The organism is Clostridium pacaense (assembly GCF_020709765.2).
GTDB lineage: Bacteria > Bacillota > Clostridia > Lachnospirales > Lachnospiraceae > Enterocloster > Enterocloster hominis.
Map to the genome: position 1 here is coordinate 14566 of NZ_JAJFEB020000027.1, position 13224 is coordinate 27789.

Sequence of the window (13224 nt, forward strand, 5' to 3'; positions counted from 1 at the left end):
TGGCTGGAAAGGGACGCGTCATGATTACATTTGAGCATGTATCCAAGACTTACGGCAATGGGGTAAAGGGATTGGACCAGGTGGACTTAACCATTGGGGACGGCGAGTTTGTGGCTGTCATCGGCCTCAGCGGTGCAGGTAAGAGCACCTTCTTGCGGGCCATCAACCGTCTCCACGATATCACGGAAGGGGATATCCGTATTAATGGTGTTTCGGTGACCGGTGCCGGTAAGAAGCAGCTCAGGGTCATCCGCCGCCATATCGGAATGATATCCCAGACATTTAACCTGGTCAAACGGAGCACGGTGCAGAAGAATGTCCTTTCAGGCCGCCTGGGATATTACCCCACCTGGAAAAGCATCCTGGGGATATTTTCCAAGGAAGATTATAGGCTGGCCAGCGAGGCTTTGGAAAAGGTGGGGCTGTTGGACAAGCTCCACTCCAGAAGCGATGAGCTTTCCGGCGGACAGCAGCAGCGGGTATCCATTGCCAGGACCCTGGTCCAGCAGGCGGATATCATCCTTGCCGACGAGCCGGTGGCATCCCTGGACCCGGTGACCACCAGGAAGATCCTGGAAGACCTGAGGCAGATTAACCGGAATATGAATAAGACGGTCATCATCAACATCCACTCCGTGGAACTGGCAAAGGAGTTTGCAGGGAGGATACTGGGCTTTCAGGGCGGACGGGTGATTTTTGACGGGACGCCGGAGGAGCTGACGGCAGGGGAACTGAAGCGGATTTACGGCAGGGATATCGGAAAAGAAAAGGAAGGGGCTGGCGATGAAGCTTAAAGATACCATTCATTTTAACTGGTATAAGCATCTGTTCATCGCGCTTGTCATCGGTCTGTGCGTTGCTGCAAGCGCGGCTGTTACGGAAGCGGATATCCTGGACGTGTTTGGGAACCTGGAGCAGATGTCGGGATTCCTGTCGCGTTTCCTGAGACCGGATTTTACATATATTCCCAGACTTATAGGCCCTATGATTTCCACCCTTCAGATGTCGGTGGTGGGGACAGCCCTTGGGGTGCTGTTTGCGGTGCCGGTGGCATTCCTGGGAACCACGGTGGTGACAGGAAACCGCGTGGTCACCTCAGCCATCCGGTTTTTCCTGGATATCGTGCGCACCATACCCAACCTGCTGCTGGCGGCGCTGATGGTTGCCATTGTGGGAATCGGGGAATTTACCGGTGTCATGACCATTGCCGTGTTCACCTTCGGCCTGGTGTCACAGCTGGTGTATGAGGCCATTGAAGCCATTGACGAGGGGCCTGTTGAGGCGGCGGTTTCCGTGGGCGCCAATAAGGTGCAGGTTGCGTTCTGGTCCGTGGCGCCCCAGATCATGAGCCAGGTGGCGGGCTATACCTTTTATGCCCTGGAAGTGAATGTGCGGGCCTCCGCGGTGCTGGGCTATGTGGGGGCCGGAGGAATCGGGATCATCCTCAATTCATCCCTGGCCCTGCTCCAGTATGACCGGGTGTCCATCATCATTCTCCTGATCCTTGTGGTGGTGGCGGCAGTGGACGGCCTCAGTGAAGCAATCAGAAGGAGGCTGGCATGATGACAGATAAGAGGACAAGGAAACAGTGGATGATTGCCGCGGTGGTGCTGGCAGTCCTGGTTTATTCTGCGGCTGGCATTGATTATTCGGGCCTGGCGTATTTCTCCCCTTCCATGGCAGGGGATGTGTTCCGGGGGCTGGCAAGACCGGCCTGGGCATATGTTTATGACGGAAGCGGGGAGGATTTATTAAGCCTCCTGCTGCTGACACTGGGAATTGCCTTTTTAGGCACGGCCATCGCAACGGTCCTGGCCCTGCCTATCACGCTTTTAAGCTCCGCCAATTTATGGCGCTCCTGCCCGTGGGTATCCAAGGCGGGAAAGTCTGTCTGCAATGTGCTGAGGGCATTTCCTGAACTGGTCTATGCCATCATCTTTGTGAAGATGGTGGGACCGGGGCCGTTTGCAGGCGTGCTGGCCATTGGCGTCCATCAGATTGGGATGCTGGGCAAGCTGTACACGGAGGAGATGGAGGCCATGGAGGAAAGCCCGGTGGAAGCCATGACCGCTGTGGGCGCCGGATTCTGGCAGACCATGTTCTTTGCAAGGATACCGCAGCTGATGCCCATATACAGCTCCCTTTCCCTGAACCATTTTGAGATTGCGGTGAGAAGCGCTTCCACCCTGGGACTGGTGGGGGCGGGAGGCATCGGGGCGCCGCTGGTATTTGCCATCCAGGCCAGGAACTGGGATAAGGTGAGTGTCATACTTATAGGCGTGGTTGTGGCAGTGTTTGCCATTGACAGCCTGGCCGGATTTATCCGCAAGAAGCTGAAATAAAAGGAAGGTTATAGGAAATGTACATTTTACATCTGTCGGACATCCATTACCGGAGGGAATTGGGCCGCCGGAAAGAGGCGGACCGGGGCCGGGCGGACGGTGAAGATAAGCAACATGAAAGTGGGGGCCGGTTGGCCGGGCCGGACGGATATCAGGCCATGCTGTCCGCCATGCAGAATCCCCTGGTTTTTCTGGATGACTGTCTGGACAGGGCGGCCAGGGACTGGAAAACAATCGACCTTGTGGTCATCACCGGGGATTTGACTGAGGATGGGACGGCGCAGGATTACCGGTGCCTGAAACATCATATACGGGAAAGGGTAGGGGATATCCCCCTGGTGGTGACACTGGGGAACCACGATAATAAAAGGAGTTTCCGGGAAGGCTGGCTGGAGGAAATGGGTTCTGCCCCATACAATACAATCCGTTGGGTGGGCGGCACGGCCGTGATTGCCTTTGACACCTCGGTCCAGGGAGTGCCGGACGGCCATATGGATGACAGGCAGGCGGCGTGGCTTGAGCGGGCTTTGGATGCAGTGGGCAGGAATCCGTCCATACTGGTGACCCATCATCATCTGCTGCCTGAACAGGGACAGATCCCGCCCCTGCCTGAAAGCGGGAAGCTGTTGTCGCTGATTGGGAACAGCGGGGTCTGCTTGATCCTCTGCGGCCACACCCACCATCATCATGCGGGCCAGGCGGCGGGGCGTCCCTGCCATGTAGCGGACAGCCTGTCCTTTTGCGGGGATGACATGGGCGGGGGACAGGTGCGTTTCCAGGAAAAGTATGGTTTTAATGTTTACAGGATGGAAGATGGGATGGTCAGGATGTGCAGAAGCGAAACCTTTGCCAATGGCCGTATCCTGGGCACCCTGACGTTTTAGGGACGTAAGGGTGCGGTTTTATTTTAGGAGGTAAGGAAATGGAATTTGTTTTAGATACACATACGCATACCATTGCCAGCGCCCACGCCTATTCCACGGTAGCGGAAATGGCAAAGGCCGCCGGGGACAGGGGGCTTTTACTGCTGGCAATCACGGACCATGGGCCTGCCCTGGCCGACTCCAGCGACAGGCTGCATTTTATGAACTATCATGTGCTTCCAAAGGAAATGCATGGGGTACGCATGCTTTATGGAGTGGAGCTTAACATACTTGACTTTGAGGGGAATGTGGATCTGGATGAGGATATCCTGAAACGTCAGGATATATGCATTGCCAGTTTCCATACGGCCTGTACCAATGCCGGGACCATGGAGGAGAATACCCAGGCTTATCTAAAGGCAATGGAAAACCCTTATGTCAATATCATCGGTCACCCGGAGGACGGTTATATCCCGGTGGACTTTGAACGCCTGGTGAAAAAAGCAAAGGAGCAGAAGGTCCTGCTGGAAATCAACAATTCATCTGTAAAAACTGCATTTTACCGCCTTAATACCAGGGAGAACATGAAGGCCATGCTGGAGCTGTGCAGACAGTATGAGGTTCATGTCACCCTTGGCACGGATGCCCATTACGCCGGGGCTGTTGGCGTATTTGACCAGGCGGCAGAGGTGCTTCGGGAGGTGGATTTTCCCTTGGAGCTGGTGGCGAATACCTCAATCGGGACATTTACGGAGCTTCTGGACCGGAGGAAGGCATGTCCATGAAAAATACCGCGTCCAGGCAATTGTTGTCAATTCCGTTTTTTATCCGGGCAGCGTAGCCCGGGGCGGCTTTTTCAAAATAGGCGAAGGGCGGCCGGTCCGCGGCCATATGTCCCGCAGTCCCATACCCGGCAGCCTCGTGGATTGCAGAGGTGACACAGGCAGTGATTCCGTCCATGCCCGCACGGCTGAACCTTGCGCGGATCCTGCCGGGGTGGGGCTGTACCGGCACCGGGTCATCCGGGGCCTGTTTGGAAAGCACGCATCCCACCACATGGAGAAGCACGGGGCTGCACAGGTTATCCAGGTACAGCTCCTTATATTCCGGCGATATCTGGCTGAGGATCCGGCGGACCGCATCGGGATGGAAGCGGTTCAGGAACTGCATCTCGGTCCATATCCCCTTCAGGTACCCGAAGATCAGGTCAACCCCGCATAAGGGAGGATTGCCGCACAGCAGGGGATAGTCCAGGCTCAGTATATGTCTGCCGGGAGCAAAGACCGGGTCATAATGCAGGAAGAATTCCGGCATGCCTTTTTGGATGGTGTCCCGGTAATTCATACACCCATAGTCCTCAAAATCCTGGATGATGGCATCATAGAGAACCCTGGCCCTGCGCGCCTTTTCCATGACCAGTCCGGCGCCCCGCCGGTAAATCTCCCGTGCCCCGGGCATATGGCCCGGGCTTATGACTGCATTTCCCTCGTTCCCGCATTCTTTCATGCAGTACAGCACGGCTTCCATCAGGGCGCCTGCTGTTTCGTAGGTCACGGAACTGCTTTCCTTAGACGTGTAGCGGTCAGCCAGTTCGGCGGCCAGGGGCAGAAGCTGTTCAATCTGATAATTCAATTGTATTCCTCCTTTTTGTCAGGTCGTGGGAAATGCAATGATTCCCCGGGTTACCGCCAGCACAGGTCTTTCAGCGCTTCCATATATAAGTCTGCATCCCAGCGCGTTTCCTGGTTGAAGCCATGATAGGAACCGCGTCCGTCCGTGCCATGGAAGCCGGTGTATCCGGCCCTTATCCCGGCGGCCAGACGGCTAAGGCATGTTTCCTCCAGGTAGCTGACATCGCCAAAGCACACGCCGTCAAACTGTTCCCGCATGAAATTCAGGAGTTCCTGGTCCGTCATCCGGTCCGAGGTCTCATTTTTAAATTCATAGAAGATATCCTGAAGCTGTTGGAGCGTTTCGGCATAGTTGTCCTGATTCAGATATGGGGAATCGCAGAAAGTCCAGATGAGGGATGTGAGGATGCTCTTCCCAAATTCCACGCGCCGCCATTTCCTAAGGCTTTCGTTCCTGCATGCAGCCAGTTCGCGGGCCTCTTCTTGCGACAGGGACAGCCCGAAGGATTCCGTCTTCTGATTGAATGAAACAAGGTCTGCCAGTTCCTGCTTCTCCTTTTCCTGAAGCAGTATTTCGTAGATGGTTCTGTTCTCTTGCATATACGCCTCCTCCTTATAGTGGAAACTCATTATACGGCTGCCGCGATGTCATTACAAGTCTTGTATATCGGCTGTTTTTGTGGTATTATAAAGGTGGGAAACATAGGAGGATACGATGATTTCATCCAGCGCGCAGGCGGCTGGGTGTTTTTTTGTCCTGTAAGATGCAGCCAATACTATGCATTCGTCCGGCTATCAGGTATAATAGGGGATGACAATATCGGGCGCACAGGAGGGAATCATCAATGGACCTATTATATAGAAAGGCAGGCATCCGGGACCTGGACATGCTGACTGAGACGAGGATTCAGGTGCTGAGGGCGGCCAACCATCTGGATGAGACAGTTGATATGTCAAAGGTCAGGCAGGAATCGTATGACTATTATGCGCAGGCCCTTAGGGACGGCACCCACACGGCCTATCTGGTCTTTGACGGGGACCGGTTTGCAGGGGCGGGAGGTGTCAGCTTCTACCGGGTCATGCCCACCTGCCATAATCCCACGGGCTGGAAGGCGTACATCATGAACATGTATACCCATCCGGATTACCGGAGGCAGGGGATCGCGTATCATACGCTGGATCTGTTAGTGAAGGAGGCCAGGCGGGCCGGTATCCCATTCATTACGCTGGAAGCCACCAGTATGGGCAGGCCGTTGTATGAAAAGTACGGGTTCGTGGGAATGCGGGATGAGATGGAACTGCCGGGGGGTGCCCTGGATGCGTGATGGGAAGAAGCACCGTGCCGGGAATCAGACATATGGAATGGAGAGGATCATAAATGGAATTAAAAGTGATTGACGGGGATTTTTCAGTGTGCAAGGTTGAGGATTTATCCCAGGTAAACCTGGACCGGGATTTTTATTTCATCGGGAAGACAGATGAGGAGCTGTCGCTGGTATGCAGGACAGGGGACGTTCCCCAGACTACGGTTTCCAGGGAGGATGGCTTTAAGGCGTTCCGGATTCAGGGGGAACTGGATTTCTCCCTGATTGGCATACTTGCCAGGATATCGGACATACTTGCCAGGCAGGAAATCGGCATTTTTGTGGTGTCAACCTACAACACGGATTATGTCCTGACCAAAGGCGCTCAATTTGACCAGGCCCTCAAGGCCCTGGAGGAGGAAGGATATCAGGTCTGCCCAGCAGTATGTTCATGATTTGACTTAGAGGTGATGGAACGTGAGGACATTGGAGGAATGGGAAGAAGCCCTGGCCCTGGCCGTGGACACGGATTATTCCTACGGGCTGGCCAGACGGATGGAGGCATTTAAGACCAATGCCGTGCTGGGCTACCGGACCGCGGGTTCCAGGGCGGAGTGGGAAACCGGGGAAATGCTTTTACGGGAAATGCAGGCCCTGGGACTGCGGGATGTGCATAAGGACAGGATCCGGGTGGACGGCTGGGAATTTGAGAAGGCCGTGATGCGTTTCACGGACGGACAGGGGCAGGAGCATGAGTTTCAGCTGGGGGCCTACCAGACTGATTTCCATACCCATGGTTTTGAGGCATTTTCCATGGTCTATCTGGGTAAGGGAACGGCGGAGTCCTACCGGAACGTGGATGTGGAAGGGAAGCTGGTGCTGATAGATATCAACCAGAGGGACGGGTGGTGGATTAATTTCCCTGTGTACCAGGCCCATATTAAGGGGGCTGCGGCCCTGGTGGCGGTCCAGGAACAGGGGTATGGGGAAATCCATGACACGGCCCTCAATGCCCAGGACATCGCGGGGCCTGAGGATGCGGCTGCATTTTCCATCTCCAGGGCAGATGCGGATATCATCCGGGCCTCCATGATTGATAATGAAGCCCGGGTGATGTTCGATGCGTGCTCCACGGTAACACGTGGGCGTGGGGATTATAATATCGTGGGATGCATACCCGGCCAGGAGGAAGATGGGAAGATACTTCTGTCCGCCCATTATGACTCCTACTTCAGCGGGTTCCAGGACGATAACGCGGCCGTGGCCATGATGCTTGGGATTGCAAGGGCCATTCTTGCCATCGGCTACAGGCCGGGGAAGACATTGGTTTTCTGTGCCATGGCCGCGGAAGAGTGGGGCGTGGCCGGATCCAAGTATGACTGGTCCACCGGGGCTTATGAGCAGGTGTTTACGGCCTGTCCCAGCTGGCAGGGCCAGGTAATCGCGGATTTGAACTTTGAACTGCCGGCCCATGCCCACGGCAGGAAGGATGGGGTGCGCTGCACCTATGAATACGTGGATTTCCTGGAGGAGTTCCTCTGCGGGATAAAGGCGGACGGGCAGGCCTACCCGGACGGGGTGGAGGTGGTGTATCCGATCCAGACCTGGTCCGACGATTTTTCCATGGCCATTGCGGGAATCCCTTCCATGGTCAATGACTTCAGCGCAGGGGAATTCATGGAAACCCATTATCATTCCCAGTATGACAATGAGAATTTTTACCAGGAACCCGTGTACCGGTTCCACCATGAACTGTATGGGAGGCTGGTCCTTGCCCTGGACCGGACGGCGGTGGTCCCTCTGGATTTCAGACGCCTGTTTGAAGCGGTTAAGGAGAGCGTGGACCCTGGAACGTGCGAAAGGACAGGCGCGGACCGGAAGACACTCTTTGCCGCCATTGACCGGGCCGCCGCACTTGGCGGGAGACTGTATGATATCATTAAGGATAAGAACCGCTGTTACAGGGAAATGCTCAGGTCCGGCAGGGAGGAGGAAGCCGGGCGCCTTGCCGCCTCCTGCCGGGAACTTAACAGGGCGCTTCTGGGGGCGTTCAGGAAGGAACAGGACTATTTTGTCCGCCTGAACTGGCATGATGAGGTGCTGTTCCCCCAGGAAGCGGTCCAGAACAACCTGAAGGCTGTCTCAAGGGCAATGGACTGTCTTGGGACAGGGGATGTGCGGGGAGCGCTGGAAGCGGTGTATGGGATTGATAATAACAGGTACGCGTTCCTGTTTGACAGGGAGGTGTTCTGCTACTTTACGGAATATGTGCTGGACCAGCCCGCCGGCCGGCTCAAATGGGGGGCTGGCAGGATTGTCCACCATGAGAACCTGTTTGGACTTGTCACAGGGCTTAAGGCAAAAAGCTGCGAAGGAGCGCCGGACCTTGAGGGGGAAATGCAGACCCTCAAGCAGGTGGCGGGGCGGCAGGCGCTGTGCTACAGGGATGATATTAAATATATGACGGCCTGTGTGGAAAAAATGGCCCAGGCGCTTATGGGCTGCATGGATCTGGCATGACAGGCCGGATGATACGAAGAGAGGAAAAGAGGTAGGATTTTATTATGGAAAGCCAGAAGCTTTACAGGGTTGGGAAGGAAGATTTCCCTAAACTGGAGGAATTGCTGACACAATGCTTTTTAAGCGACCCGCTGTACTGCAGGCTGATACCGGACCAGGAGACAAGGACACGGCTGATGCCGGAGCTGTTCGAATGTGACCTGACGGAATTCTTTGAAACATGTGAGATCTATTCGGACAGCCCGGATATGAATGCCCTGCTGGTGGTTTCGGATGAATCGGAACCGTATAATCCGTTTACATATTATCTCACGGAGGCATGGGCGCGTATCCGCACGGACGAGTACCTGATCAAGGAGGACCCAAGCCTTAAGACGCTGTGGAATTTCGTGCAGGGAAGGGATTACCTGAATTCCAGGTGGACGGCCCAGCTGCACCAGGAGAACCGGCTGCATATCATCTATCTGGCGGTGCGCCCCAGCATGCAGCACCACGGGCTGGGGGCCATGCTTCTTGAGGAGGTGATCCGGTATGCCAAAAACCACGGCCTGATGATATCCCTGGAAACCCATAACCCGGACAATGTGCCCCTTTATGAGCATTTTGGGTTCAAGGTCTTTGGTGTGGTCCAGAAGCATTTCCCATTAAAGCAGTATTGCCTTATCAGGGAGGTGCAGTAGGGCTTTTTACCATATGGGAATTGTAAGGAAATCTTTATTGACATACCATGTGAATCTGGATAAAGTAAGGGTATGACTGAGTTTGTAAAGGAGGAGTATCATGTTTCGTATGAAGAAAAGGGTGGTCCTTGGACTGCTGGCAGGCGTGATGGCCGCATCCATGGCCGTGCCGTCCTATGCTGCCAGCCGTAAGGCGATTAAGTCCATCTCCCTGACCATTAAAGCCAACATCCAGCCGGAGACGGATTTCGGCCAGGAGGAAATCGAGATTGAGAGCAACAGCAACAAGTATTCCGTGGACGGATATGACATATTGAATGACGATTTTGAGTGGCGGGATGATTCGGTGCCCAGGATCCAGATCACACTGACCGCGGAGGATGATTATTATTTCCAGTCCCTTCCAAAGGACAAGATTACCTTAAAAGGGGGAGCCACGTTCATCAAGGCCACCCGCCAGGATTCCAGTTCCACCCTGCTTATGGATGTGGAGCTTCCGTCCCTTCAGACCGCAATCCGCGATGTGGAGAACCTGAAGCTTTCAGATAACGGCATCGCCTCCTGGGACGCCATCAGCGCTGCGGGAAGCTATGAAGTGAGGATTTACCGGGATGACAAGGCCGTGGGTTCCTCCATGGTGGTGGACACCAACAGCTGCAACTGCCGCGACCGGATGACGAAGGGGGATACCTCCTATACCGTAAAGGTACGCCCGGTAAGCCGGTTTGAGGATGGTGAAAGAGGGGAATGGGTTGAATCCGCCAGTGTCTATATAACCGGGGACAAGGCGGCGGAGTTCAGGGATAACCCCACCGGAGGAAGCGGCGCCTGGGCCCAGTCACCGGAAAACGGCAGATGGTGGTATGATAACGGCGACGGGACCTATCCCGCCAATGCCTGGAAGCAGGTTGGGGACAAGTGGTATTTCTTTGATGCCCAGGGCTATATGCAGACCGGCTGGATCCAGTGGGAGGGCAAGGAGTATTACTGTTCTGAGAACGGGGATATGCAGGTCAACTGCATGACGCCGGACAATTACTGGGTTGGTGAGGACGGGGCTAAGATAATCCAGTAGCGCCGGGCTGGTGAAGACAGGGCCAGGATGGGCCGGCGGTGACGGGGCATTCAGGACACGGTAAGGACAGGCCTTATGAATGAATATGCGACAGACAGGATGCTGCAGGGATGGATTCCATCTTCTGCAGCATTTTCCATATGGGGGAAAACTGGTCATATTTTCCGATATTAGTTGATTTATACCTGCTTTTATGTAAGAATACAGGGAGGGAAATGAAAAAACAGGCTGCCAGCAACCGGGTTCTGGTACAGCCGGAAAGAGGGAAGTCCATGTACGATTACATTCTTCCGGTAAGCAACAAGGACATTATAAGTATTGCCAAGCGCGCGTTCAATCTGGTGGATCCCAGGCTCATGGGCCATGGGGAGCGGGTTGCCAATATCATGTTCCAGATGATGAAGGCGGAGGGGGGATATACCCCTGTACAGATGAGGAACCTCCTCACCCTGGCCGTGCTTCACGACATCGGGGCGTACAAGACAGACGAAATTGACCATATGGTGGAGTTTGAGACAAAACATGTCTGGAACCATTCCATTTACGGCTATCTGTTCCTGGATTATTTTTCACTGTTTAAGGAACTGTCCAAGGTGGTCCTGTTCCACCACTCTTCCTGGAAACAGCTGGAGAACATGGACGATGTGTCTGAACCGGTTAAGAAGGCGGCCCAGATGCTGCAGCTGGCGGACCGCCTGGATATTTACTTTGAGAATCCTAAGAACCGCATGGGCAGGGAACCCTTCCTCACTTACCTGGAGCGGGAGAGGGACAGGAAGTTCTCCTCAGAGGTCATCGACCTGCTGCTGGATACGCCCCTGGTCCCGCCTTCCTGCGATTACATAGGGATTTCCCCCCAGTTTGACCGGATAATGGAAACAGTCCCGTTTACAGAGGAGGAGAAGGAGTCCATCCTCCAGATGCTGATATACGCCATTGATTTCAGAAGCCCCCACACGGTTACCCATACCATAACCACCTCGGTCATCAGTTCCGAGCTGGCCATCCTGCTGTGCGGACAGAAGCATGCGGTAAATGACGTCATGTGCGGGGCCATGTTGCATGACCTGGGGAAAATCGGCATACCGGTTGAAATCCTGGAATACCCTGGGAAGCTGAGCCCCCAGGCCATGAACGTGATGAGGAACCATGTGAACCTGACAGAGTATATCCTGGGGGACAGTGTTTCGGACGCGGTGAAGAACATCGCATTGCGCCACCATGAGAAGCTGGATGGATCCGGTTACCCCAGGGGACTCCGGGCAGCGGACCTGAATGTGCCGCAGAGGATCGTGGCCATTGCAGATATTGTCAGCGCCCTTACAGGCACCAGGAGTTACAAAGGGGCTTATTCCAAGAACAGGACCCTGGGCGTCCTGACCGGCATGGCGGAGCAGGGACTGTTGGACAGCGGGATTGTGGGACTGCTGGTGGAACGCTATGATGAGATCATGGATTCGGTTCGGGAAAAGACAGGCCCGCTTCTGGAAAAGTACCAGGAAATGCAGGACAGGTACTGGGAAATCCTGTATCAGTTAGAGGAAAAAGAGGGGGAGCCATAACTTTTGTTCATGTCAATAATTCCAAACTTGTATATTTGACTATGGGGAAAATAATCGTGAAAGGTTGAAATAAGACTTTAAATGATATATGATTGTAAGAAATCGTATTATTCTGGATAACCATAACCAGAGAGAATAGAAGACAGGGGAGATATGCAAGATGGATTATAATGTTACTGTGATTCCAGGTGACGGAATCGGACCGGAGATTGTAAGGGAAGCAAAAAAGGTCATGGATAAGGTGGGAGCGGTCTACGGACACACCTTTGACTATACAGAGATCCTGATGGGCGGCTGTTCCATCGATGCCTATGGGGTCCCGCTGACAGAGGAGGCCCTGGAGACGGCAAGAAAGAGCGACGCGGTGCTGTTAGGCGCGGTGGGTGGCGATGTGGGCAACTCCAGATGGTATGACGTGGCGCCTGATCTGAGGCCCGAGGCAGGTCTTCTGGCCATCCGCAAGGGACTGGGGCTGTTTGCCAACATCCGTCCTGCTTACCTCTATAAGGAACTGGCGGAGGCCTGCCCCCTTAAGAAGGAAATCATCGGCAACGGGTTTGACATGGTCATCATGAGGGAGCTGACAGGCGGCCTTTATTTTGGTGACAGGTGGACCAAAGAGGTGGACGGCCTGATGACGGCAACGGACACCCTTACATACAATGAAAAGGAAATCAGGCGTATTGCCGTCAAGGCATTTGACATTGCCATGAAGCGCAGGAAGAAGGTAACCAGCGTGGATAAGGCCAATGTGCTGGATTCCTCCCGGTTATGGCGCAAGGTGGTGGAAGAGGTTGCAAAGGATTACCCGGAAGTGGAGCTTTCCCATATGCTGGTTGACAACTGCGCCATGCAGCTGGTCATGAACCCGGGCCAGTTTGACGTAATCCTTACGGAGAACATGTTCGGCGATATCCTTTCGGATGAGGCCAGTATGATTACCGGATCCATCGGAATGCTGTCCAGCGCCAGCATGAATGAGAGCAGGTTCGGCCTTTACGAGCCAAGCCATGGATCGGCCCCGGATATTGCGGGTAAGGATATTGCCAATCCGCTGGCAACCATACTGTCGGCGGCCATGCTTTTAAGATATTCCTTTGACCTGGATAAGGAAGCGGACGCCATTGAGGCAGCCGTGCAGTCCGTGCTCACGGACGGGTACAGGACAGGGGATATCATGTCGGAGGGATGCACCCAGGTGGGAACCACGGCCATGGGGGATTTGATTGCGGAGCGTATCCGGTAGA

General features: G+C 54.5%; 14 protein-coding genes. 12 read left to right on the plus strand and 2 right to left on the minus strand.

The annotated features are described in order from the left end of the window. The first annotated feature begins 20 nt into the window (after positions 1–20). Genes phnC through LK536_RS55535 form a run of 5 tightly spaced genes read left to right on the plus strand, consistent with a single transcriptional unit; the run spans position 21 to position 3990 of the window. Positions 21–794: a phosphonate ABC transporter ATP-binding protein gene (gene phnC / locus LK536_RS55515; RefSeq protein ID WP_008719511.1), complete on the plus strand. Its 774-nt coding sequence runs from the start codon at positions 21–23 to the stop codon at positions 792–794. Beyond that, positions 784–1563: a phosphonate ABC transporter, permease protein PhnE gene (phnE, locus tag LK536_RS55520; protein ID WP_008719510.1), complete on the plus strand. Its 780-nt coding sequence runs from the start codon at positions 784–786 to the stop codon at positions 1561–1563. Before phnC ends, phnE (LK536_RS55520) begins: the two co-directional genes overlap by 11 nt. Then, on the plus strand, positions 1560–2342 hold the full coding sequence (gene phnE, locus LK536_RS55525) for a phosphonate ABC transporter, permease protein PhnE (protein WP_008719508.1): 783 nt from the start codon (positions 1560–1562) through the stop codon (positions 2340–2342). Before phnE (LK536_RS55520) ends, phnE (LK536_RS55525) begins: the two co-directional genes overlap by 4 nt. Positions 2343–2359: 17 nt before the next feature. Continuing rightward, entirely contained in the window at positions 2360–3226 is an 867-nt protein-coding gene (locus LK536_RS55530; RefSeq protein ID WP_227797099.1) for a metallophosphoesterase family protein, read from the plus strand. Positions 3227–3264: 38 nt separating this feature from the next. After that, a complete protein-coding gene (locus LK536_RS55535) occupies positions 3265–3990 on the plus strand; it encodes a phosphatase (protein ID WP_120055412.1) in 726 nt (241 codons plus the stop codon). Here LK536_RS55535 and LK536_RS55540 read toward each other — a convergent pair. Together LK536_RS55540 and LK536_RS55545 are read right to left on the minus strand one after the other, a co-directional pair. Continuing rightward, on the minus strand, positions 3953–4837 hold the full coding sequence (locus LK536_RS55540) for a DUF6179 domain-containing protein (protein ID WP_227797098.1): 885 nt from the start codon (positions 4835–4837) through the stop codon (positions 3953–3955). The genes LK536_RS55535 and LK536_RS55540 overlap by 38 nt on opposite strands. A 50-nt stretch (positions 4838–4887) precedes the next feature. Next, on the minus strand, positions 4888–5436 hold the full coding sequence (locus LK536_RS55545; RefSeq protein ID WP_227797097.1) for a DUF6323 family protein: 549 nt from the start codon (positions 5434–5436) through the stop codon (positions 4888–4890). 245 nt (positions 5437–5681) lie between these two features. Here LK536_RS55545 and LK536_RS55550 point away from each other — a divergent pair, with 245 nt between their 5' ends. The 7 genes from LK536_RS55550 (at position 5682) to leuB (ending at position 13223) form a co-directional block, all read left to right on the plus strand. Beyond that, on the plus strand, positions 5682–6161 hold the full coding sequence (locus tag LK536_RS55550) for a GNAT family N-acetyltransferase (protein ID WP_025485733.1): 480 nt from the start codon (positions 5682–5684) through the stop codon (positions 6159–6161). A gap of 53 nt (positions 6162–6214) precedes the next feature. Next, positions 6215–6595: an ACT domain-containing protein gene (locus LK536_RS55555; protein ID WP_120055416.1), complete on the plus strand. Its 381-nt coding sequence runs from the start codon at positions 6215–6217 to the stop codon at positions 6593–6595. A 22-nt stretch (positions 6596–6617) separates the two neighbouring features. Beyond that, positions 6618–8660, plus strand: coding sequence for a M28 family peptidase (locus tag LK536_RS55560; RefSeq protein WP_227797095.1), 2043 nt, complete (start codon positions 6618–6620; stop codon positions 8658–8660). Between the two features lie 44 nt (positions 8661–8704). Then, complete coding sequence (locus LK536_RS55565; RefSeq protein WP_008719493.1) at positions 8705–9340, plus strand: GNAT family N-acetyltransferase; 636 nt, start codon at positions 8705–8707, stop codon at positions 9338–9340. Positions 9341–9440: 100 nt separating this feature from the next. Beyond that, a complete protein-coding gene (locus LK536_RS55570; RefSeq protein WP_008719491.1) occupies positions 9441–10415 on the plus strand; it encodes a hypothetical protein in 975 nt (324 codons plus the stop codon). A gap of 215 nt (positions 10416–10630) precedes the next feature. Then, positions 10631–11977 carry an HD-GYP domain-containing protein gene (locus tag LK536_RS55575; RefSeq protein ID WP_330507694.1) on the plus strand — a complete coding sequence of 449 codons (1347 nt, stop codon included), beginning with the start codon at positions 10631–10633 and terminating at the stop codon, positions 11975–11977. A 160-nt stretch (positions 11978–12137) separates the two neighbouring features. Beyond that, entirely contained in the window at positions 12138–13223 is a 1086-nt protein-coding gene (leuB, locus tag LK536_RS55580) for a 3-isopropylmalate dehydrogenase (RefSeq protein WP_008719486.1), read from the plus strand. Position 13224 lies beyond the last annotated feature (1 nt).

Coding starts and splice junctions, on each gene's coding strand:
- LK536_RS55565 (WP_008719493.1), top strand. CDS start 8,705: ATGGAAAGCCAGAAGCTTTACAGGGTTGGGAAGGAAGATTTCCCTAAA.
- LK536_RS55555 (WP_120055416.1), top strand. CDS start 6,215: ATGGAATTAAAAGTGATTGACGGGGATTTTTCAGTGTGCAAGGTTGAG.
- LK536_RS55550 (WP_025485733.1), top strand. CDS start 5,682: ATGGACCTATTATATAGAAAGGCAGGCATCCGGGACCTGGACATGCTG.
- LK536_RS55575 (WP_330507694.1), top strand. CDS start 10,631: ATGAAAAAACAGGCTGCCAGCAACCGGGTTCTGGTACAGCCGGAAAGA.
- LK536_RS55530 (WP_227797099.1), top strand. CDS start 2,360: ATGTACATTTTACATCTGTCGGACATCCATTACCGGAGGGAATTGGGC.
- phnE (WP_008719510.1), top strand. CDS start 784: ATGAAGCTTAAAGATACCATTCATTTTAACTGGTATAAGCATCTGTTC.
- phnE (WP_008719508.1), top strand. CDS start 1,560: ATGATGACAGATAAGAGGACAAGGAAACAGTGGATGATTGCCGCGGTG.
- phnC (WP_008719511.1), top strand. CDS start 21: ATGATTACATTTGAGCATGTATCCAAGACTTACGGCAATGGGGTAAAG.
- LK536_RS55545 (WP_227797097.1), bottom strand. CDS start 5,436: ATGCAAGAGAACAGAACCATCTACGAAATACTGCTTCAGGAAAAGGAG.
- LK536_RS55570 (WP_008719491.1), top strand. CDS start 9,441: ATGTTTCGTATGAAGAAAAGGGTGGTCCTTGGACTGCTGGCAGGCGTG.
- leuB (WP_008719486.1), top strand. CDS start 12,138: ATGGATTATAATGTTACTGTGATTCCAGGTGACGGAATCGGACCGGAG.
- LK536_RS55535 (WP_120055412.1), top strand. CDS start 3,265: ATGGAATTTGTTTTAGATACACATACGCATACCATTGCCAGCGCCCAC.